The organism is Kitasatospora sp. NPDC001261 (genome assembly GCF_042896795.1).
Taxonomy (GTDB): domain Bacteria; phylum Actinomycetota; class Actinomycetes; order Streptomycetales; family Streptomycetaceae; genus Kitasatospora.
The window spans coordinates 1-20,780 of record NZ_JBIAXP010000047.1 but is presented as its reverse complement, the minus strand read 5'-3'; the positions used below and the strand labels follow the sequence as shown (position 1 = coordinate 20,780).

Sequence of the window (20,780 nt, the reverse complement as noted above, 5' to 3'; positions counted from 1 at the left end):
GAAGCCGGGGCGGCGGAAGCCCGGGTGGCGGGGCCTCCCGCCGGGTCAGGAGGCCTCGAACGGATCGTCGTACCATCCCCGGTTCGCGCCGTGAGCGGGGCCCGGCCGCCGGCCGGAGCGGTGCACCCAGCCGGCGACGCCGACCCGCGAGGAGCACTGCAATCGCCGCATCGCCTCGCGGAGGTGGTTGACCACGGTCCACTCCGAGATGCCCAGGCGACGTGCGATCTGGTGGTTGCTCAGCCCGTCGGCCACCAGGAGCGAGACCTGAAACTGGCGATTCGTCAGCTTCCTCTTCGGCGGTGTCCCGGTGGAGTCCGACTCGCCGAGGGAGCAGAGCAGGTCCGGGAGCGCGGTGGCCGCGCCGGCTGCCAGTGCGTGGGTGAACTCGTCCTCGGTGAGCCGGCGGCGGATGCCGGGGAGCAGCCGGGCGGTGGCCAGGTCGGGATCCGCGGGGTCGCCGGGAATGCCGGCCCGCCCCGGATAGAAGCTGCCCAGCAGTCGGGCGGCGTCGGTCGCCCGCGCCGGTGCCGGGCGCAGGGGGCTCGCGACCAGGCCGACCAGCGCGCCGAGCGTGGCGACGGCGCCGAGCGGGCGCAGCTGGGCCAGCCCCTCGACGTAGTGGGCGCGGGACGCGGACGGATCGCCGTCGGCGGCGGCGAGCAGGCCCAGGTGGAGCAGGGCCGTGCCGGCCAGCAGCGCGTCCCCCCGGTGCCGCGCCGCGGTCAGCACCCGGTCCGCCAGCGCGCTGCCGGGACCGGTTCGACCGAGCCGAAGCTCGGCCAGGGCAGCCTCCAACTCGACGCGCAGGGCTGCCGGTTCGTCGTCGGCCCCGCGGAGGAGCTCTGCCGCCCGAGTGAGTGCGGCGAGGGTTCGGGCGGGGTCACGGTCGAACCCGGTCAGGCCCCGCAGTCGCAGGAGTCGGGCCGCCGCGGAGGGGGCATCGGGTGTGGTCCGACATCGGTCCGACTCTGCTGAGGCTGCCTCGATCTCGTCCAGCAGGACAGCCGCCGACTCGTGGTCGCCGTCGAGCAGTCGGGCTTCGGCGCGGATCAGTGCCAGCCGGACGCGCGCCCGCTCACCGGTGGCACTGGTGGAGCCGAGCAGCGCGGCGTCCCGGTCGGTCCAGGCCGGGCCGAGGCCGACGAGGCGGGCGTGGGCGAGCAACCGCTCCATCAGGTCGAGGGCCTCGGCAGTGAGCCCGTGGCCGGTCAGGGTGTTGACCGCCAAGCGGAGGTTGGCCTCCTCGACGCGCAGGGCGAGCAGGGCTGTCGGCTGGTCACCGGCGGCCAGCCGACGGCCGGCCCCGGCCGCGAGCCGGGCGTAGTAGCGCGCGTGGCGGAGCATGGGGACGGTGAACCTGCCGTCGGCGGGCCGGGCCTCGGGCAGGCCGTCGAACGGCACATGAAGTCGCGTTTCGGTTGCACCGGCCAATCGGCCGGACGGCCGGTCCTCGAGCGTCAGCGACTGCCGACCGAGCAGGGCTTCGAGCGCCGCAGGGAAGGCGCTCGGCGTGATCCCGGACACCGCCCGGAGCGCCTCGGGTCCGAACCCGCCGACGAACAGCGGCGTGCAGGACAGCAGCCGCGCCTCGTCGGCGCCGAGCGGGCCGCCCCGCCCCGTTGGTTGTCGCGCCGGCCGGCGCGCTGGCGGGACGCGCGGCCCGGCGCAGGGGGCCGCCCCGCCGCCCGGAATCCTGCCTCCTGCGGCTCCGCCTCCTCCCGCCCCGCCGAGTGCGGTCAGCACGGTGCCGATGCCCTCCAGCGCCGCCACCCGGGCCGCGATCACCAACGCGCCTGGCAGGCCCCGGAGTTCCACGCAGATCCGGCCTACGGCCTGCTGGTTCCGGGCGGTCACCGTGAAGCACGGGCTCCAGGCCTGCCGGGCGGCCGTGAAGACCTGCACCGAAGGGATGCGGCAGAAGGCGTCCAGGTCGATCGGTGACCAGTCCACCGGAACGGCCAGTGGGTCCACCCGGTACGCCACGTCGGCGCCGGTGGCTGGCAGGCGACCGGTCGCGAGCAGCTTCGCCCCACTCGAGGCGCACCGGGCCAGCAGCGCCGGATACTCGTCCGGTTCGATCTGATCGACAGTCAGCAATGAAGCCGGGCAGGGAGTTCCGGTCGCGGCGCCCGCCGCTCGGTACTGCTCGGCGACCGCGGACGCCAGCCGGGTCTTGCCGCTGCCCGGAAGGCCGTGCAGCAGCACGCCCGGCACGGTGGGGTCGGCGAGCAGCCGCAGCAACTCGGCCGTCTCACGTGCCCGCCCGAACAGCTCACCCGTGACGGCCCGGTGGTCCGCGGGCTCCGGCTGGGGGACGGTGGACTCGAACAAGCTGGTCATGGACGGCTCCAGAGCTGGCTCCACCTACGCGGCGCCCGTGCGCCGGCGGGATCGTCCGTACTGATGCTGGATGTCGGCCGCTGCCGGCGGTATCCCAGAGTTCTGGGATACCGCCGGGGGATCGCGGACCGCCGCGGTGCCCGCCGGGCGTTCGAGGGCGAGGGGCACGGGAGTCCGTGGTGTCGTCTCCGCCGGGGCCGGCGGTGCCGCATCGTCCGGAAGGTCTGGTCCCCCTTGGAAAACGCTGCACAAACGATTCGACTGGGCGACCGGTGCTGAACCGCTGCACCGTGGCCGCGTGACCTCGCTCATCCGAACCCGTTCCGACCTGGATCTCGGCGGCAGGCAAGTGCCGGGTGCCGCAGACCTGGGTCGTCTCCTGGACCTGTCGGCGCACGGCGACGAAGGCGCGTCCGAGGTGCTCCACCGTACGGTTGCCGCACCCGTGTACGGAGTCGCTTTCCACCCGCGGCCTCCGGTGGTCCGGTCCGTGCCGGCGTCCATCCGGGACGGGTGGACCTGCGCGCCGTCGACCGGGAGGCTGTGCGCGTGACCATCGGCCGACAGTTCCCCGCCCGGGAGCGCCCCGCTCCCGGGAGCCCGCCCACCGGGACGCCCGAATGCGAGGCGTCGCCGTGCGCGGGCATCGCCGCTCCGGGGCCGGCCGAGCCGCACACGGCCCGGCCGGGCCGGAGCCCGCTGCCGGTCATCGCCGCCGTGGCGGTGTGCCGCGCGGGGTTCGCCGTGGGGAGGACCGCAGGATGGTGACCTCATCGGCCGGCCGAGGACCCGGCCGGCGGATCGGAGTGCGATCCGGAGACCCCGACCCGGCACCCGAGCCGGTGGACCTTGTCGGGCTTCCGACCGGCCGCGTGGCCCAGCGGCTGGGTGTGTCACCCACGACGGTCCGTTCCTGGGAACGCCGCTACGGCATCGGCCCGGCCCATCGGGAGACCGGACACCACCGCCGTTGGAGCCCCCGGGACATCGCCGTCCTGGAGACGATGTGCCGGCTGACGGCACGCGGGGTGCCTCCGGGCGAGGCGGCGAGGGCGGCCCTGGCCGAGCGCGACGTCTCCGTACACGAGGACAGCCCGCGACGCGCTCTCCCCGAGCCGCGAACGGACTCACAGGGCGGCGAGCGGCTCGGGCACGGTCCGGGCGGAAGCCACGCCTCGCGGGTCAGAGCGGTGCGCCCTGAATGCCGGGGCCTGACCCGGGCGGCGGTGCGGCTGGACGGGCCGGAGGTCGCCCGGATCCTGCGGGAAGCGGTGGACGCGCTCGGGGTGGTCGACGCGTGGACGGAGGTCATGATGCCCGCGCTGCGCGCCGCGGGCCGCAGGTGGGCGGCGGACGGCGAGCAGTACGTCGAGGTCGAGCACCTGCTGTCCTGGCACGTCTCCAGCGCTCTGCGGGGCGTGGCCGTCGGCGGGCCCGCCGCCCGCCAGGTGAGGCCCGTCCTCTTGACGGCGACGCCCCTCGAACTGCACACCCTCGCCATCGAGGCCACGGCCGCGGCGCTCACGGAGCGCGGGGTCCCCTTTCGCATACTGGGCGCGGCCGTCCCGCCCCGGGCCCTGCTCGACGCCGTCCACCGGATCGGGCCGTCGGCCGTGATGATCTGGTCCCAGGACCAGCACACCGCGGACCGCGAGCTGGTGCGCAGGGTCGGCGACAGGGTGTGGGGCCCGCGCGGCGCCCGCGGCGGAGCCCTGGTCGTGGCCGCCGGTCCCGGTTGGGCCCGCGACCAGCCCCGGGCCGGCGCAGCCCGCCCCCGCACCCTCGCGGACGCCGTCGACCTCCTGGAGCAGGCCGTCACGGCCTGAAGTCCCACCACCGACAGACCGTCCCGTCCCCTGTCCCGGGCCTGCTCGGGGCGCAACGGCCCGGCCGGGCCGAGCCCGCGGCCCGAACCGGCGGGTTCGCGCCCCTGCCACGCGCCGACACCCGACCACCCCGACCGCACTCCCTGCGAGGCACCGCCCGTGACCGTCTCCATCGCCCTGTTCACCCAGGACCTGCGGCTGCACGACAACCCGGTCCTGCACGCCGCCCACACCGCGGCCGACCAGGTCGTGCCGCTGTTCGTCCTCGATCCCGCCGTCGAGGGCGCCGGGTTCGCCGCGCCCAACCGGCTGGCCTTCCTGGCCGACTGCCTCGCCGACCTGGACGCCTCGCTGCGCCGGGCCGGCTCCCGGCTGGTCGTGCGCCCGGGGCGCGACCGCCGAGCAGGCGGCCAGGGTCGCCGCCGAGGCCGGTGCCGCCACCGTCCACGTCGCCGCGGGCGTCAGCGCCTTCGCGCACCGGCGGGAGGAACGGCTGCGCGAGGTGTTCGGCGACCGCCTGCACGTCCACGACGCCTCGCTGACGGTCGTCCCGGCGGGCCGGATCACCCCGGCCGGCCGGAGCCACTACGCGGTCTTCACCCCGTACCACCGCGCCTGGCGGCAGGCCCCCCACCGCAGCGTCCTGGCCGCGCCCCGGGTGATCCGCACGCCGGACGGTATCGGCAGCGAGAACCTCGTGTTCAGGGGCCCGCTCTCGCCCTCCCTGCCGCACGGTGGCGAGAGAGCGGGCCGGGAACTCCGGCGTCGCTGGGACGTCGACGCGTACGCCGACGTCCATGACGATCTGGCGGCCGACGCCACCTCCCGGCTCTCCCCGTACCTGCACTTCGGCTGCCTGTCGGCCACCGAGCTTGCGGCAGGCGCGCTCCAGCGCGGCGGGCCCGGAGCGGAGGCCTTCGTCCGGCAGCTCGCCTGGCGCGACTTCCACCACCAGGTGCTCGCCGCCCGCCCCGACGCCGCACACCGCGACTACCGCGCCCGGGACGACCACTGGCACCACGACGAGCGCGAGGCCGAGGCCTGGCGGCAGGGCCGCACCGGCTACCCGATCATCGACGCCGGGATGCGCCAGCTCGCCGAAGAGGGCTGGATGCACAACCGGGCCCGCCTGCTGACGGCAAGCTTCCTCACCAAGTCGCTCTACCTCGACTGGCGGATCGGCGCGGCCCACTTCCTCTCCCTGCTCGTCGACGGCGACATCGCCGTCAACCAGCTCAACTGGCAGTGGGTCGCGGGCACCGGCACCGACACCCGCCCCAACCGGGTGCTCAACCCGCTGCGCCAGGCCGACCGCTACGACCCCACGGGCGACTACGTACGCCGATGGGTGCCCGAACTGGCCCACCTGCCCGGGCCGTCCATCCACCGCCCCTGGCTCCTCGACGGAGACTACCCGCCCCCGATCGTCGCGCCCGAGGACCTCACGGCCCGGTTCCAGCACGGCCGGCCGGTCCTCGGCGCGGGCGAACGCCAGGACCGGCCGCCGGGCCCGCCGGTCCACCCGGTCGCGGGCTCCGGAAGCAAGGCGGGATCCTGGTCCCGTCGGTCCGGGCACCGGCAGGAATCGACACCCTTGACGTCGGACGAGGAGCCGAGATGAACGCCTTGCGACCCGACTCGAAGCGCTGCCTGGTGACCGGCGCGAGCGGCTACATCGGCGGCCGTCTGGTGCCCGAACTGCTCGCGCGCGGGCACTCCGTGCGTTGCCTGGTGCGCGACCCCGACCGGCTGCGGGACCAGCCGTGGCGGCCCGACGTCGACGTCGTCCCCGGCGACGTGAACCGGCCCGAAACCCTCACGGGGGCCCTCGACGGCGTCGACGCCGCCTACTACCTCGTCCACTCCCTCGGCACCGGACCCTCCTTCGAGACCACCGACCGGGAAGCCGCGCGAGCCTTCGGGGCTGCCGCCGCGGCCGCCGGCGTCACCCGGATCGTCTACCTCGGCGGCCTCGTGCCCACCGCGGTGCCGGAAGCGGACCTGTCACCCCACCTGAGGTCCCGCGCCGAGGTCGGCCGGATCCTGCGCTCCAGCGGCGTCCCGACCGCCGAGCTGCGCGCCGCCGTGATCATCGGCTCCGGCAGCGCCTCCTTCGAAATGCTCCGCTACCTCACCGAACGCCTGCCCGCGATGGTCACCCCTCGCTGGGTGTCGACCCGTATCCAGCCGATCGCCGTCCGCGACGTCCTGGGCTACCTCGCCGCCGCCGCCGACCTGCCACCCGAGGTGAACCACACCTTCGACATCGGCGGCCCCGACGTCCTCGACTACCGGCAGATGATGCGGCGCTACGCCCGCGCGGCCGGACTGCGCCGCCGCCTCATCGTCCCCGTGCCCGTCCTCACCCCCCGCCTCTCCAGCCACTGGGTCGGCCTGGTGACCCCGGTGCCGAACTCCATCGCCCGCCCCCTGGTCGAGTCCCTGCGCCACGAGGTCGTCTGCGGCGAGCACGACATCGCCGAGTGGATCCCGGACCCGCCGAACGGGCTGACCGGCTTCGACCAGGCCGTCACGCTCGCCCTGCGCCGCATCAAGGACGCCGACGTCGCCACCCGCTGGTCCTCCGCCTCCCTGCCCGGCGCCCCGAGCGACCCCCTGCCCACGGACCCCGACTGGGCTGGCGGCAGCCTCTACCAGGACATCCGGGAACGCACCGTCACCGCGTCGGTCACCGCAGTCTGGCGGGTCATCGAAGGCATCGGCGGTGACAACGGCTGGTACTCCTTCCCCCTCGCCTGGGCCCTGCGCGGCTGGCTCGACCGCGCGGTCGGCGGCGTCGGACTGCGCCGGGGCCGCCGTGACCCGGCCCGGTTGCGGGTCGGGGACTCCCTCGACTTCTGGCGGGTGGAGGAGATCGAACCCGGCCGGCTGCTCCGCCTGAGGGCCGAGATGCGCCTGCCCGGGCTTGCCTGGCTCGAACTCTCCGTCACACCCGACGGCGAGCACGGGGCGCGCTACCGGCAACGGGCCCTGTTCCACCCGCACGGCCTGGCCGGACACGCCTACTGGTGGGCCATCGCCCCGTTCCACAGCGCCGTCTTCGGAGGCATGGCCCGCAACATCACGGAACGCGCCCTCCGCGCCGATTGAACGGCTCTCCACCAGTCCGCGACCAGCCGCACGGCGGTCGAACCGGCCGGACGCCGGGACGCTGTAGGGGCCCCGGGCGGCAGGCGGCGGACGGGCGTCACATCCGGCGGACGCGCAGGACGCTGGTCAGCATCGGGAGGATGAACTCGCCGTCGCCGGTCTCCGGTCGGGCGGCGAGGTAGGTGCGGGTCGCCGCCAGGAGGGCCTCGCGTTCCTGCTCGGGCATGACCAGGACGCCGGCCTTGGTGGCGAGGGTCGAGACGAGGGAGTCGGCGGTGCGCCGCTGGCCGTGGGGGAACTCCGCCTGCTCGGGTGAGTCGAACCAGGCGTCGGCGCCGCCCGACGCGGGCAGGTGCATCCGGGCCGTCTCGGTGCGCCAGCTGCCGGGCACGTCGCGGGGGCCGATGGCGGCGGGGCCGGTGACCTCGGCGAGGCCGGCCACCCAGTCGACGCCGTCGTCGAAGACGTTCCACAGGCCGGCCAGGACGCCGCCGGGCGCGAGGACCCTGGCGATCTCGGGCCCCGCGGCGGCCATGTCGAACCAGTGCATGGCGTTGCCGGACACCACGGCGTCGACCGACCCGTCCGGCAGCGGGATCGCCTCGGCGCTCCCCTCCAGCGCGCGGACGTCCGGCAGTGTGCCGCGCAGTTCGGCCAGCATCGCCGGGTCGGGTTCGACCGCGACGACCTGGTGGCCCAGCGCGACCAGCGTGGCGGTGAGCTTGCCCGTTCCGGCGCCGAGGTCGAGCACCCGTGGGCCGGGCGCGGCTTCGAGCGCCCAGTGCACCGCGGCGTGCGCGTAGTCCGGGCGGTGCTCGGCGTAGGCGACCGCCGCCCGGCCGAACGACGAGCCATGCAGCCGTCGTTCGTCCTGCGCCGGCACCTGTCCGGTGGGCGCGTGGCCGCGGGTGTCGTCCCGGTGGTGCTCGGTGCTGTGGTCGGTCCCCGTCATCGTGGCTCCTCGTGGTCGGCGGGCTGTGCCGGGTGCACAGCGCGCGGGCGTCCGCCCGGGGTCGACCGGCCCCGGGGCGCGAGCTATCGGTTCGATGTATCGGATCGATAGCTCGGGAGGGTAGGTGCTGCCGCCTTGCGGGACAAGGGACGAGGGACAAGGCCCACGTCTGCTGACCGGGGATCAGAACGGATGTACGGTCCGGTGATCGCTACCCTGGCGCGGTGACGATCGAGCTGCGCGTGCTGTCCACGGTCTCCTGCCGGGGTGAGGAGGTCACCGCGCCCGGGCTGCGGGGGCTGCTCGCCCTGTTGGCCGGGGAGGTGCGGGCCGGGTGCGGCCGGGGGCGGCTGGTGGACGGGCTGTGGCCGGAGCAGCGGCCCGAACGGCCGGAGAAGGCGCTGCAGGTGCTGGTGTCGCGGGCCCGGGCGAAGTTCGGGGCGGAGCTGATCGCCAGCACGCCGACCGGGTACCGGCTGGGGCTCGGGGAGGAACGGGTGGACGCCTCGGCGGTGCTGCTGCACGCCGCCGCCTGCGCCGAGAAGGCCCGGGCCGGGGACCATGCCGGGGCGCTCGCCGAGGCCGAGGCGGGGCTGGACCTCTGGGGCGGGGACACCGCTCCCGCGGAGCCCGAGGGGACGGACCCGGTGTCCGCGCTGCGCGCCGAACGGGCCCGCACCCACCGGGTGTTGCGGCGGGCCCGGGCGCTCGCGCTGGCGCGCACCGGGCGGCACGCGGCGGCCGTCGAAGCGCTCGCCGAGGAGGCCGCCGGGCAGCCGCGCGACGAGGAGGTGCTGCTGGAGCTGCTGCGCTGCGAGGCCCGGACGGCCGGGGCGGCGGCCGCGCTCGGCCGGTACGACCGCTACCGCCGCGGCCTGCGGGACGCCCTGGGCGCCGACCCGGGGCCCGAACTGCGCGCACTGCACCAGGAGTTGCTGCGCGGTGCGGCGGCTCCGGTGCGGCGCGGGGTGCCGCACGAGCCGAACCCGCTGGTCGGCCGGGAGGCCGATCTCGCCGCCGTGGCGGAACTGCTGGGCGCCGCCCGGGTGGTGTCGGTGGTCGGCCCCGGCGGGCTCGGCAAGACCCGGGTCGTCGCCGCCGTGGCGCGCGGGGCGGCGCAGCGGGTGGTGCACCTGGTGCCGCTGGCCGGAGTGGCGGCCGACCAGGACGTGGCCGGGGCGGTGGCCGCCGCCCTCGGCGCGGGCGACCGGGCGGGGATCGCCGGTGCGCTCGCCGCCGGGCCGGTGCTGCTGGTACTGGACAACTGCGAGCAGGTGGTGCGCGGTGTCGCCGACCTGGTGCACGCGCTGGTGGCCGCCCGCCCTGACCTGCGGGTGCTCACCACCAGCCGCACCCCGCTCGGGATCTCCGCCGAATCGGTGTACCTGCTCCCGGAGTTGGACCGGGCGTCCGCCGTCGAGCTGTTCACCCAGCGGGCCCGGGCGGCCCGCCCGGACGTCGAGCTGCCGGCCGGCCCGGTCGCCGCGCTGTGCGCCCGGCTGGACGGGCTCCCATTGGCCCTGGAGCTGGCGGCGGCCCGGGTGCGGGTGCTGGCGGTGACCGAGATCGCCGACCGGCTGGCCGACCGCTTCGCCCTGCTGCGCGGCGGGCCCCGGGACGCGCCGCAGCGCCACCGCACCCTGCAGGCCGTGGTCGACTGGAGCTGGAACCTGCTGGACCCGCCGGGCCGGGCCGCCCTGCGCGCGCTCTCCGTCTTCCCCGGCGGCTTCACCGCCCGCGCCGCCGGGCGACTGCTCGACGACCCCGACGTCCTGACCGTCCTGGAGGACCTGGTCGACCAGTCGCTGCTGCGCCTGACCGACACCCCGAGCGGGGGACGGTTCCGGATGCTGGAGACGGTCCGCGAGTTCGGCGCGGCCGAGCGGACGAAGGCGGCGGAGGACGAGGCCGTCACCGCCCGGTTCCTGCTCTGGGCACGGGAGTTCGGCATCGACCACCACGACGGCCCGTTCGGCCCGGCGGCCGTACCGGAGTGGCGGCTGGTCCGCGCCGAGCAGGACAACCTGGTCCGGGCGCTGCGGCTGGCCCTCGCCGCCGGGGACGGGCCCGCCGTCGCCGCGACCGCCGCCGTCCTCGCCGGGCTGTGGACCACCGAGGGCAACTACGTCCGGCTGCTCGCCCTCGCCGAGGACACCGGCGGCCCGGTCTCCCGGCTGCGGCCCGGGCCCGAACTGCTGGAGCCGGTGCGCACCCTCGCCGCCCTGAGCACCGTCAACACCCTGCTCGCCGCGGGCGGCGGGCTCGGCACCGGCACCGGCGCGCTGCGGCTGCTCGCCGCCCTGCGGCGGCTGCCCCCGGCCGCGCCGGACACCCCGGTGCGGGCCATCGCCACCGTGATGGCGGCCGTCCCCGAGGTGCTCGGCCCGAACGATGGCGAGGTGGGCGCCCCGGGCGGCGGGCTGTTGGCGGCCCTGTGCGCCGCCCCCGAACCCCTGCTCGCCGGTGTGGCCGAGGCGGTGGCCGGCTACCGCTGGGAGGCCGCGCAGGAGATGGAGCGGGCGACCGCCTCGGCGCGGCGGACGCTGGCGGCCTTCGAGACGCTGCCGGTGCCCTGGCTGCGGGTGCTGGCGCTCGCCCGGCTCGGCGAGCTGCATCTACAGGGGGAGCGGGGCTCCGAGGCCCTGCCGCTGCTGGGCGCGGCGATGGCGGAGCTGGACCGGCTCGGCGACTGGAACGACATGCTGGGCCTGCGCTGGGGCATGGTGATCGGCAGCTTGCAGGCCGGGGACCCGGACGGCGCCGAGCACTGGCTGGAGCTGGCGGTGCGGCACCAGCCCGCGGAGGCCGCCGAGCTGCCCGCCCCCGAGCTCGGCGTCCGGGCCGAACTCGCCCTCGCTCGGGGCGAGGTGGACGCCGGTCTGGCGCTGTGGCGGCGCTCCGCCGAGCTGCTCGCCAGGGCCGCGGAGCCGCCCGCCGAGCCGTCCTGGACGCTGGAGCCGATGGCGGCCTGCGTGGCCGCGCACGCCCGGTACGGCGAGTCGGAGCGGGTGGCCGCCCTGGCGGCTTCCCTCCCGGAGTGGCTGGTCGAACTGCTGGGCCGGCCGGCCGCGTTGGTGGAGGGCCCGCTCGCGGGGGCGCTGCTGCTCGCGCTCGGCCTGATGGCGCTGGACCGGGGCGGCCGGGAGGGCGATCCGGAGCGGACCCGGACGGGCGTACGGCTGGTCGTGCTGGCCGAGCGGTTCCGCTGCCTGCGTACCTTCCAGCCGACCATGGGCTCGGCGGCGGCCCGGGCGGACGCGGAGCGGGCCGACCCGGCGGAGTACCGCCGGGCGGTGGCCGCGTACGCGGCGCCTGACCGGTCCGCCCTGGCGGCCGAGGCGCGCCGGCTGGTGGGCGGCTGAGCGCGGAACCCAGAACGGGCCCCGACACGCCGGCGCCCGCTCAGAGCCGCACCGGCAGCCGCAGCAGGTGGAAGCCGTCGGCCGGCCAGTGGCCGAACTCCAGCCCGTCCCGCGCGACCCCGAGAGCCGCCTCCGGCCGCCGGATCAGCACCTGGTCCAGCACCACCGAGGTGACCAGCCGGCCGAGGGCCGCGCCCAGGCAGTAGTGCGCGCCGTGGCCGAACGCCAGGTGGCCGTCGCCGCGCCCGAACTCCCGGGCGATGTCGAGGCGTTCTGGCGCCTCGCCGTACTCCCGCGGGTCGTGGTCGGCGGCCAGCAGGGCGACGGTGACCGGGTCGCCGGTGCGCAGCGCCGTCCCGGCGAAGGTGAAGTCCTCGGCGGCGTACAGGGTGGCGCCGATCCGCACCAGGGTGATGTACCGCAGCAGTTCGGGCACGGCCCGCTCCAGCAGCTGCGGCTCGGCGCGCAGCCGGGCCAGCTGGTCGGGGTGGTCGAACAGGGCGAGCAGGCCGTGGGCGAGGAACAGCGCGGGCGGGGTGATGCCGGTGTTGATCAGCAGGAAGACGGCCGCGACCAGGTCGTCCTCGTCCAGCGGCTGCTCGCCCTCGCGGGTGTCGTGGGCCAGGGTGGAGACGAGGTCCCCGGTGGGTTCGGCGCGGCGGTGCGCGATCAGCTCCTTGACGTGGTCGACGATGCCGACCAGGCCCTCGACCGTGCGGCTGCCGTCGCCGTACGCGAAGTCGCGGATCCAGCCGCAGACCCGGGGCCGGTCGGCCTCCTCGACGCCGACCAGTTCGCAGATCACCTGGGTGGTCAGCGGGTAGGCGAACTCGCCCAGAAGGTCGGCCGGTTCGTCCCGGGCGGCGAGGCCGGCCAGCAGCTCGGCGGCGGTGCGCTCGACGAAGCCGCGCAGGGCGGCGATCCGGCGGGCGGTGAAGGCGCGGGTCAGGGGCGCGCGGCGGCGGGCGTGCTCCTCGCCGTCGAACAGCGCCAGGTGGCCGGAGAGGTAGCCGGCGTACTCGGCGGGGAAGCTGTCGAAGGCGGCGGCCAGCAGCTCGTCCTGCGGGTCGGATCCGGCGTCGGCCGGAGCGGCGAGCCCCGCCCGGTCCCGGACCAGCCGGGGCTCGGTGAGCGCGGCCTTCACGTCGGCGTAGCGGGTGACGAGCCGGACCGGGGTGTCCAGGCCGGGCAGGACGACCCGGGGCAGCTCGGTCTGCTCGCGGAAGCGGGCGTAGGCGCCGACGGGGTTCTCGACGTCCTCGGGGGTGAGCCGGACGGGGGCGGTGGTCATGGCGGGTCTCTCCTTCGTCACACGGCTGTGCGGCTTTCGATGCCTCGGAGCTTGCCGGGGCCCGCCTTCAGTGCGGTTTCACCGTGGTTTCAGTCGTCCGGGCGGTGGCGCGGACGGTGTAATTGAACGCGTTCAGAAGTTTGGGCTAGGCTGGGCTCCCAGGAACCGGGGGCAGGAGGGGGAAGCCATGAAGGTCGTCATTCCCGGCGGATCGGGGGCACTCGGGGCGCTGCTCGACCGGAGCCTGACCGCCGCCGGACACCAGGTCGTGGTGCTGAGCCGCAGGCCCGCCGGGCCCCGGCAGGTCGGCTGGGACGGACGGACCCTCGGCGCCTGGGCGGCCGAGGTCGACGGGGCCGACGTCGTGCTCAACCTCGCCGGGCGCAGCGTCAACTGCCGCTCCACCGAGGCGAACCGGCAGGAGATGATGGACTCGCGGGTGCAGTCGACCCGGATCGTCGGCGAGGCCGTCGCGGCCGCCCGCCGCCCGCCCGCGCACTGGCTCCAGATGAGTACCGCCACCGTCTACGCCCACCGCCACGACGCCCCCAACGGCGAGCTGGACGGCCTGATCGGCGGCAGCGAGCCCGACGCCCCGGCCGCCTGGCGGCACAGCATCGACGTCGCCCGGGCCTGGGAGCGTGCCCAGGCGGAGGCCGACACCCCGCACACCCGCCGGGTCGCCCTGCGCACCGCCGCCGTCCTCGGCCCCGAGCGCGGCGGATCCCTCGACGCGCTCTCCTGGCTGGCCCGGCTCGGCGCCGGCGGCCCCGTCGCGGGCGGCGCCCAGTACGTCTCCTGGATCCACGAGCGCGACTTCGCCCGCGCCGTCGAGTTCCTGATCGCCCGCGAGGACCTCACCGGCCCGGTCAACCTCGCCGCCCCGAACCCGCTGCCGCAACGCGCGTTCATGCGCGAACTGCGCACCGCCTGGGGCATGCCGCTGGCCCTGCCCGCCACCCGCTGGATGGCCGAACTGGGCGCCTTCGCGCTGCGCTCCGACACCGAACTGCTGCTGAAGAGCCGCCGCGTCGTCCCGACCCGGCTGCTCGACGCGGGCTTCACCTTCGACCACCCGAGCTGGCAGGAGGCCGCCCGCGACCTCGTCCGGCGGCTGCGCGGGCGGTAGCGCCTTCCGGAGCGTGGTGGGCCGGGTTCGTCACGGGGCCGTCACAGCTGCCCGCCGGTGCTTGCCCGGGCCCGGCCGCTGCCGGGAGCGTGGAGCCCACACGCAGGGGACACCAGGGGGCGGGATGCGGACGGTACGGCTGTCGTACATGCGGCGGCGGGTGGACATCATCGGCGTCGGCTGCCTGCTGGCCCTGGTGACGGTGATCGTGCTGGGGGAGTCCGGTCTGGCCGACCCGGGGACGGCCGTGCTCGTCGGCGCCCTGGTGGCCGGCGCGGTGGCCGTCGGAGTGCCGCACACCTTCTGGCTGCGGGAGGAGGCGGACGGCCTCACCGTGGTCCGGCTGCTGGTCCCGCGCCGCTACGCCTGGTCGGAGATCCGCGGCCTGGCCATGGAGTTCGACGAGGAGGAGGAGACCAGCGTCCACCGGGTCACCCTCCGGCTGCGCCTGGTGGACCCGCCGGGCCGGTTCTGGGGCCCGCTGCTCGGCCGGTTCGACGTCACCGACGACGACCGGCCGCGCGGCCTCGAACCGCGCGCCCTGGCCGAGCTGTTCGCCCTCTTCGGCCGGCACGGGCTGCCCGTCGACCGGCCGGAGTTCGCCGACGACGTGCTCCACACCCGCGGGCTGCCGCCGACGCCGCCCCCAGCGGTGCGGAGCGTGCCGGCCGGGCCGGTGCCCACGGCGGCGGAGGCGTACGCGGGCGCCCCGGGCATCGCGGAGGAGGAGACGTCCCTGGCGGCGGGCCGGAACGCCGCCAAGAGCCCGCCCCGCAAGCGGCGTGCCCACCTGCTGCGCGCCGCCGCCCAGGCCGACCGGATCGCGCTGGCGGGCGGTGACGCGGACCGCGAGCAGGTGGTGTGGGCGCGGATCTCGGCCGGCTACCTGTGCGAGCACGACGGCGTCACCGCCGCCACGGACGACGACGCGCGCTCGTACGTCCGCCAGCAGTACCTGGACTGGCGCCGGGCCTCCGCCGACCCGCGGCGCGGCCGCCGCGACGGGGGCTGACCGGGGGCCGGGGGCCGGGGCCCGGCGAAGGTCACCGGCGTCGGGTGCGCCCTACGGCAGCCGGGCGTGCTCGGCGCGGCTCTCGGCAATCCGGCGCGCGGCGAGGTCGCGGGCCCGGGCGCGGTCGTTGCCGGTGAGCCGGGCGAGGATCGCGGCGAGCGGCCTGACCTTGCCGAAGCCGCCCCAGTGGCCCTCGGGGATCTCGGTGGGGAACACCCAGATCCGGCCGGGGTCGCGCGGCCAGGCGCCGTCCTCGGCGTCCAGGATCGCCTCGGTGACGTCGGCGATGACGCCCGCGCGCTTGCGGGCGTCGAGCTGGCCCTCGGGCACCGACGGGACGACCTTGTAGCGCGGCGCGTCCGCGAGCGTGCCGCCGACGTAGACGGCGGCGGGCCGGTGGAGGAAGAGCCAGGACACCGAGCGGGTGACCGGGTCGGCGGGGTCGAAGCCCTCGTGGTGGATCAGGATCTCGGTGATGCGGTTGAGCAGGGCCGCTTCCGCCTCGGGGCGCAGGGCGCCGTCGGGGATGTGGACGTCGAGCATCGGCATGGCCGTCGCCTCCTGGATTTACTTTCTCAACTCAGGTGGCCCGGAGCCTAGCCCGGGCTGAGTACGGATTGTCAACCCAGGTGGGTCGGACGGTCTAGGATCGACCCATGGCGGAGCAGCGGCGGCGGATCGACCCGGTGAACTGTTCGATGGGGCGCGCCCTCGCGGCGGTCGGCGAACGCTGGTCGCTGCTGATCGTGCGGGAGGCGCTGGACGGCGTCGGCCGCTTCGGGGAGTTCCGCACCCGGCTCGGCATCGCCAGCAACCTGCTGTCCACTCGGCTCGACGGCCTCGTCGCCGCGGGCGTGCTGCGCCGCGTGCCGTACCAGAAGCCCGGCGACCGGCAGCGCTTCGAGTACCACCTCACCGAGAAGGGCAGGGACCTGCGGCCCACCGTGATCGCCCTGCTGGAGTGGGGCGACAAGTACCTCGCCGACGAGGAGGGCCCGTCGGTCGTCGTCCGGCACGGCGGCGGCGAGGAGCACGGCTGCGACGAACCGGTCACCCTCGTGCTGGAGTGTGCGGGCGGCCACACCCACCTGTCCCCGGACTCCGTCTACCGCAGCCCGGGCCCGGGCGCCCGCTTCCTGCCGTCCTGAGCGGCCGGGCCGCTACGGCCCCAGCAGGTGGTCCAGGACCCGGCCGAAGACCAGGCGCCCGGACCGCGCCAGGACCGGATCGAGCAGCGGATCGAGCGTCCGGGGCAGGCCGGCGACCGTCAGCTCCTCCGTCCAGGCCGCCGCGCTGCCGCCGCCCACCGCCCGGACCCGCAGCTCGGCCCAGCCGTGCACCGGGTGGCCGCGCTTGACCAGCCGGCACCGCCCGTCCCGGCCGGGGCCGGGGACGACCAGCTCGGTGAGCTCCATCGGGTCGTCGAAACGGAACGGCCCGAGGGCCGTCCGGGCCAGGACGACGTCGCCCGCCTCCCGGCCGGAGCCCCGGACCACGCGGACCCGGGTGAACGGCACCCGGTCCCCGTGCCGGGGCCAGGCCGTCAGCCGCTCCCAGCACTCGGCGGGCGGCAGCGGCGTACGGCGGATCAGGACGAAGCGGGCCACGGTCGCCACCCTAGGCCCTCTCGAAGCCGCGCGGTGGCCCTAGCGGCGCCGCGGCAGGCCCCCCAGCAGGCCCGCCACCGCCGTCAGGTCGCCGTCCCCGTCGAGCAGCACCACCAGCGGCGGGTGCGCCGGCGAACCCAGCCGGGCGATCCCGCACGCGGTGGCCCCGAGCCCCGGCGGGGCGACCAGGGCGACCGGCGCGCGGGACTCCAGCAGCGGGCCGAGCACCGGTCGGTACGCGGCCGGGGGCGGGTCGTCCCCGGCGGGGCGCAGCACCCCGAGGGCCTGCGGGCCGGGCCAGTCGCGCGCGGCGCCGGGGTAGCGGGTGTGCGGGGCGTCGGGCGGGGGCAGCAGCAGGACCCAGCCCGCGCCCGGGCGGGCGGCCCGGCGCAGCACGTCCAGGCGCACCGCCGGGGCGGCCGGCTCGGTGCCCTCGGCGGCACCGGCCGCCGGCTCGCCCAGCCGGGGCGCCGGCTGGCCGGCCAGGGTGGAGCGCAGCACCTCGGTGGTGCCCAGCCCGCTCGGCAGGTCGGGGAAGCTGCGCAGCAGGTGGGCGCTCTGGTCGAGGAGTTCGGCGGCGTCCCGGTCGGCGAGCAGGGCACGGTCGTGGGTGGTGGTGAGGACCAGCCCGCCGGTGGCGTCGTAGTGGGCGGCGAGCGTGATCGGGTACGAGGTGAGGGTGCCGGCCGGGGCCGGGCTCTCCACGTGGATGCCGTGCGCGGCCAGGTCGGTCTCCAGCCGCAGGTGGTGCGCCGCGGCGGGCTGGTACTCCAGGACGACCAGGCTGTTCGGCCGCTGCCCGCGCGCGCCGGGCGTCCAGCGGTGGGCCTGGCCGGGGGAGACCCACTCGTACGCGGCGAGGTCGAGCACCCCGTCGCGCAGCGCCGCGAGCAGCTGCGGCACGGTGGTGCCCGGCTGCACCCGGACGGAGATCGGCAGCGGGTTGCGCAGGGCGCCGGGCAGCCGCTCGACGCCGTCCAGCGGGATGCCCCGGCCGGAGACGGTCACCGCGAAGCCGACCCGCACCGCGCGGGCCGGGCGGCGGGGCCGGTCCGTCTGCTCGGCGCGGTACAGCAGCAGCGCCCAGGCCGCCTGGAGGGCGCTGCTCTCGCCCGCGCCCCAGGCGGCCGCCCAGCCGCGCAGCCGGACCGCCTCGTACGGGGTGAGCCGGCGCCGGGCCCGGCCGCTGCCGCGCCGGCGCGGGTCCGGGGCGAGCGGCAGGACGGCGGTGGCGGGGGGCCGGGTGGACCAGAACTGCCGTGCCGCGTCGGTGCTCTGGCCGGACAGCCAGCGGGCGTGGTCGCGCAGGTCGGGGCGGCGCTGGCCGCCGGCCAGCACGCCGCCGGTCAGGTAGGCGCGGTAGAAGGACTGGAGCAGCAGCCGTACGCTCCAGCCGTCCAGCATCGCGTGGTGGTAGGTGAGCAGGACCCGGGTGGCGGGCCCCTCCCCGGTGTCCGGTGGGGCGTCGACGAGGGTGGCGCGCAGCAGGGCGGGGCGGCGCAGGTCGAAGCCGCGCCGGCGGTCGGCGGCGAGCAGGTCCTCCCAGTCGGCGGCGCCGTGGCGGTGCCGGGTCACCTCGGGGACGGCGTGCTCGTGCAGCACCATCCAGGGGTCGTCGGGGCCGTGCTCGTCCCAGTCGAAGGCCGCGCGCAGCACCGTCTCGTGGTCGAAGACGGACTGCCAGGCCGCGGTGAAGCGTTCGGTGTCCAGCGGCCCGTGCCAGTTCCAGGACAGCTGCTCGACGTGCCGTCCGCCGGGCTCGGACTCCCCGATCACCTGGCGCAGCAGCTCCCGCTGGAGGGCGCTGGTCGGTACGGTGACCGGCTCGGGCGGGTGCGCCAGGGCCTCGCGCAGCTCCTCCAGCACCCCGGCGGCGCGGGCGAGCGGGCCCTGGGCGACGCCGACGAACAGTCGCCGCCCGCCGTCCGGCGCACCGTCCCCGGTGGTGTGGCGCCCGCCGTCCCCGGTGGCGTCGCGCGCCTCCTCGACCAGGACGGCCCGCAGCCGGGGGCCGCCGGCCAGGCTGCGCCCCAGCTCCACCAGCACCCGGTCGAGCCCGTCCGGGCCGTCCACCGTCCGCTGCCAGAGCAGGTCTGCCGCGGGCCCGGCGGGGTCGTCGGCGAGGACGCTGCGCAGCGCGGCGCGCAGCGCCTCCGGCGGGTATCGCCGGTGCAGCTCGACCAGGACGAACTCCGGTGCCCGGACGGGCCGTTCGGGGGCCCGCCGGGGCCGGGGGGCGGCGCCGGCCAGCGCGGCGCGCACCGCCCCGGCGTCCAGCGGCCCGGGCGGACGGCCGGCGGGCAGGCAGGGCTCGGGCGCGGGAGCGCCGGCCACCAGCAAGGTGACGGGTGCGCTGGAGAACTGACGGTTCGTCATGGCTGATCAGCGGGCACCGGAGCCCTCATCCTTCCCGTGGCCGGCCGGGATCGCGCCGGGGTTACTGGGTGGCGAGCCCGCCGCAGACGTTCAGTGCCTGGGCGGTGATGCTGGCCGCGGTGGGGCTGGTGAGGTAGCCGGCCAGCGAGGCGACCTCCTCGGGCGTGGTGTAGCGGCCGAGCGGGATGTGCTGCTGGAAGTGCTGGTGGATGGTCTCGGGGGTGGTGTTGTAGGCGGTCGCGTACTCGTGGTGGATCCTGGTGGTGTGCGGGGTCTGGACGTACCCCGGGCAGATGGCGTTGACGGTGGTGCCGGTCGGCGCCAGCTCCTTGGCCAGCGCCCGGGTGAAGCCGATCACGGCGTGCTTGCTCGCGGTGTACGGGGCGCCCAGGGTGACGGCCTGCTTCCCGGCGGTGGACGCGATGTTGATGATCCGCGGGTGGGCGGTGCTGGTGATGTGGCCGTGCCGGAGGGTCTCCCGGGTGACCAGGAAGACCGCGTTCAGATTGGTGTCGATGACGTCGTACCAGAGGTCGTCTGTGGTGGTCGCGGTCGGCCCGCCGCCGGTGCGTCCGGCGTTGTTGACCAGGACGGTGATCGGGCCGTACTCGGCCACCGCGTGCCGGATCAGTTCGCCGACCTGGACGGGGTCGCGGACGTCGCAGGTGAGGCCGTCGGCCTGGTGGCCCTCGTCGCGCAGGGTGGCGAGGGCCTGGTCGATGTCCCGGGCGGTGCGGGCGCAGATGAAGACACGGTGGCCGCGGCTGCCGAGTTCGCGGGCGATGGCGAGGCCGATGCCGCGGGTACCGCCGGTGATCAGGGCGAGGGGTTTCTCGGGTGCGGTGGTCATGACGCGTCCTGTGGGTGAGGGCTGGGAGCTGGGAGAGGTCGGCGGGGACGGCCGTCCGGACGGGGCTCAGGCCGAGTACAGGTTGTAGGTGGTCGGGTGGGCCGTGGTGGGCGTGTTGAGGGTGGGGTCCAGGGTGAGGATCGCGTGCTGGAGGTGCTGGAGGTGCGGCGAGGGCTGGATGCCGAGCTCGGTGGTCAGCCGGTGCCGCAGGTGGTGGTAGGTGGTCAGGGCGCTGGTCTGCCGGCCGGCCCGGTAGAGCGCGACCATGGCCTGGGCGTGCAGGCCCTCGTGGTGCGGGTGCTGGTGGGTCAGGTGGGTGAGCTCGGGGATCAGCTCGTTGTGCCGGCCGAGCCGCAGGTCGGTGTCGATGCGGCGTTCCAGGGTGATCAGCCGGCTCTCCTCCAGGCGCATGATCTCGATGGTGAGGATCGGCCCGGGCCGGACGTCGACCAGGGCGGGGCCGTGCCAGAGCGCGAGGGCCTGGCGGAACTGGGTGGCGGCCTGGTGGTCCTGGCCGTGGTTGAAGGCGTGCTGGCCCTGGGTGGTCAGCAGGTTGTAGGTGTGGACGTCCAGGTTGTCCGGGTGGGTGGTGAGCTGGTAGCCGCCGTGCCGGGTGGTGAGGATGTCCTTGGCGGTGGCGTGCGGGGTCGGCCCGAGGGCCTGGGTGATCCGGCGGCGCAGCTGCAGGATGTACGTCTGCATCGTGGTGAGCGCCTGTCTTGGCGGGTCGTCGCCCCAGATCTCCTCGATCAGGGTGGCCGTGGGCAGGATCCGGTTCGGGTAGAGCGCGAGGAGGGCGAGGATCTGGCGCTGCTTGGCGGCGGTGGGGACGACGGAGATGGGCGGAGAGGGGCGGCGGGTGGCCGGGGCCGGCTCAGCTCCGGGCGGCTCCGCTGGGGGCGGTGCCGGGGGCCTCCGCCG

The 20,780-nt window shown here is 76.2% G+C and carries 14 protein-coding genes and 2 pseudogenes; 8 read left to right on the top strand and 8 right to left on the bottom strand.

Going from position 1 to position 20,780, the window contains the following annotated elements; translation table 11 throughout:
- Window positions 1-45 precede the first annotated feature (45 nt).
- Window positions 46-2,343, bottom strand: coding sequence for a LuxR C-terminal-related transcriptional regulator (locus ACFY4B_RS40650; protein WP_387976532.1), 2,298 nt, complete (start codon window positions 2,341-2,343; stop codon window positions 46-48).
- Between the two features lie 620 nt (window positions 2,344-2,963).
- Here ACFY4B_RS40650 and ACFY4B_RS40645 point away from each other — a divergent pair.
- From ACFY4B_RS40645 to ACFY4B_RS40630, 4 genes and pseudogenes are all read left to right on the top strand, one after another.
- A pseudogene (locus tag ACFY4B_RS40645) lies at window positions 2,964-3,338 on the top strand (MerR family transcriptional regulator); the annotation flags it as partial.
- A 195-nt stretch (window positions 3,339-3,533) separates the two neighbouring features.
- The gene (locus ACFY4B_RS40640) at window positions 3,534-4,169 is read left to right on the top strand and encodes a B12-binding domain-containing protein (RefSeq protein ID WP_387976593.1); all 636 of its coding nucleotides are present in this window, start codon (window positions 3,534-3,536) and stop codon (window positions 4,167-4,169) included.
- A 159-nt stretch (window positions 4,170-4,328) separates the two neighbouring features.
- A pseudogene (locus ACFY4B_RS40635) lies at window positions 4,329-5,637 on the top strand (cryptochrome/photolyase family protein); the annotation flags it as partial.
- 149 nt (window positions 5,638-5,786) lie between these two features.
- Complete coding sequence (locus tag ACFY4B_RS40630) at window positions 5,787-7,280, top strand: SDR family oxidoreductase (RefSeq protein WP_387976529.1); 1,494 nt, start codon at window positions 5,787-5,789, stop codon at window positions 7,278-7,280.
- A gap of 97 nt (window positions 7,281-7,377) precedes the next feature.
- Here ACFY4B_RS40630 and ACFY4B_RS40625 read toward each other — a convergent pair whose 3' ends face one another.
- The gene (locus ACFY4B_RS40625; RefSeq protein WP_387976526.1) at window positions 7,378-8,232 is read right to left on the bottom strand and encodes a class I SAM-dependent methyltransferase; all 855 of its coding nucleotides are present in this window, start codon (window positions 8,230-8,232) and stop codon (window positions 7,378-7,380) included.
- 224 nt (window positions 8,233-8,456) lie between these two features.
- Between ACFY4B_RS40625 and ACFY4B_RS40620 the strand changes: the two genes are divergently transcribed.
- Window positions 8,457-11,594: an ATP-binding protein gene (locus ACFY4B_RS40620; protein ID WP_387976523.1), complete on the top strand. Its 3,138-nt coding sequence runs from the start codon at window positions 8,457-8,459 to the stop codon at window positions 11,592-11,594.
- Window positions 11,595-11,634: 40 nt separating this feature from the next.
- Here ACFY4B_RS40620 and ACFY4B_RS40615 read toward each other — a convergent pair whose 3' ends face one another.
- The gene (locus tag ACFY4B_RS40615; RefSeq protein ID WP_387976521.1) at window positions 11,635-12,885 is read right to left on the bottom strand and encodes a cytochrome P450; all 1,251 of its coding nucleotides are present in this window, start codon (window positions 12,883-12,885) and stop codon (window positions 11,635-11,637) included.
- Window positions 12,886-13,072: 187 nt separating this feature from the next.
- On the opposite strand from ACFY4B_RS40615, the gene ACFY4B_RS40610 reads away from it, so the two are divergent.
- Together ACFY4B_RS40610 and ACFY4B_RS40605 are read left to right on the top strand one after the other, a co-directional pair.
- Window positions 13,073-14,014, top strand: a complete 942-nt coding sequence (locus ACFY4B_RS40610; protein WP_387976518.1) for a TIGR01777 family oxidoreductase — start codon at window positions 13,073-13,075, stop codon at window positions 14,012-14,014.
- Window positions 14,015-14,138: 124 nt separating this feature from the next.
- Window positions 14,139-15,026 carry a hypothetical protein gene (locus ACFY4B_RS40605; protein WP_387976515.1) on the top strand — a complete coding sequence of 296 codons (888 nt, stop codon included), beginning with the start codon at window positions 14,139-14,141 and terminating at the stop codon, window positions 15,024-15,026.
- A gap of 51 nt (window positions 15,027-15,077) precedes the next feature.
- Here ACFY4B_RS40605 and ACFY4B_RS40600 read toward each other — a convergent pair whose 3' ends face one another.
- Entirely contained in the window at window positions 15,078-15,575 is a 498-nt protein-coding gene (locus ACFY4B_RS40600) for a hypothetical protein (RefSeq protein WP_387976513.1), read from the bottom strand.
- 107 nt (window positions 15,576-15,682) lie between these two features.
- Here ACFY4B_RS40600 and ACFY4B_RS40595 point away from each other — a divergent pair, with 107 nt between their 5' ends.
- A complete protein-coding gene (locus ACFY4B_RS40595) occupies window positions 15,683-16,174 on the top strand; it encodes a winged helix-turn-helix transcriptional regulator (RefSeq protein WP_387976510.1) in 492 nt (163 codons plus the stop codon).
- A gap of 12 nt (window positions 16,175-16,186) precedes the next feature.
- Here ACFY4B_RS40595 and ACFY4B_RS40590 read toward each other — a convergent pair whose 3' ends face one another.
- From ACFY4B_RS40590 to ACFY4B_RS40575, 4 genes are all read right to left on the bottom strand, one after another.
- A complete protein-coding gene (locus ACFY4B_RS40590) occupies window positions 16,187-16,633 on the bottom strand; it encodes an SRPBCC family protein (RefSeq protein ID WP_387976507.1) in 447 nt (148 codons plus the stop codon).
- A 39-nt stretch (window positions 16,634-16,672) separates the two neighbouring features.
- Complete coding sequence (locus ACFY4B_RS40585) at window positions 16,673-19,009, bottom strand: condensation domain-containing protein (protein WP_387976504.1); 2,337 nt, start codon at window positions 19,007-19,009, stop codon at window positions 16,673-16,675.
- Window positions 19,010-19,070: 61 nt separating this feature from the next.
- Window positions 19,071-19,859: an SDR family NAD(P)-dependent oxidoreductase gene (locus ACFY4B_RS40580; RefSeq protein WP_074002979.1), complete on the bottom strand. Its 789-nt coding sequence runs from the start codon at window positions 19,857-19,859 to the stop codon at window positions 19,071-19,073.
- A 66-nt stretch (window positions 19,860-19,925) separates the two neighbouring features.
- Window positions 19,926-20,699 carry a BTAD domain-containing putative transcriptional regulator gene (locus ACFY4B_RS40575; RefSeq protein ID WP_387976591.1) on the bottom strand — a complete coding sequence of 258 codons (774 nt, stop codon included), beginning with the start codon at window positions 20,697-20,699 and terminating at the stop codon, window positions 19,926-19,928.
- Window positions 20,700-20,780: the final 81 nt, after the last annotated feature.

Bases quoted from the DNA above. Each gene is read 5' to 3' on its own strand.
- ACFY4B_RS40615 (WP_387976521.1), bottom strand. From the start codon at position 12,885: ATGACCACCGCCCCCGTCCGGCTCACCCCCGAGGACGTCGAGAACCCC.
- ACFY4B_RS40630 (WP_387976529.1), top strand. From the start codon at position 5,787: ATGAACGCCTTGCGACCCGACTCGAAGCGCTGCCTGGTGACCGGCGCG.
- ACFY4B_RS40605 (WP_387976515.1), top strand. From the start codon at position 14,139: ATGCGGACGGTACGGCTGTCGTACATGCGGCGGCGGGTGGACATCATC.
- ACFY4B_RS40600 (WP_387976513.1), bottom strand. From the start codon at position 15,575: ATGCCGATGCTCGACGTCCACATCCCCGACGGCGCCCTGCGCCCCGAG.
- ACFY4B_RS40595 (WP_387976510.1), top strand. From the start codon at position 15,683: ATGGCGGAGCAGCGGCGGCGGATCGACCCGGTGAACTGTTCGATGGGG.
- ACFY4B_RS40610 (WP_387976518.1), top strand. From the start codon at position 13,073: ATGAAGGTCGTCATTCCCGGCGGATCGGGGGCACTCGGGGCGCTGCTC.
- ACFY4B_RS40625 (WP_387976526.1), bottom strand. From the start codon at position 8,232: ATGACGGGGACCGACCACAGCACCGAGCACCACCGGGACGACACCCGC.
- ACFY4B_RS40585 (WP_387976504.1), bottom strand. From the start codon at position 19,009: ATGACGAACCGTCAGTTCTCCAGCGCACCCGTCACCTTGCTGGTGGCC.
- ACFY4B_RS40650 (WP_387976532.1), bottom strand. From the start codon at position 2,343: ATGACCAGCTTGTTCGAGTCCACCGTCCCCCAGCCGGAGCCCGCGGAC.
- ACFY4B_RS40580 (WP_074002979.1), bottom strand. From the start codon at position 19,859: ATGACCACCGCACCCGAGAAACCCCTCGCCCTGATCACCGGCGGTACC.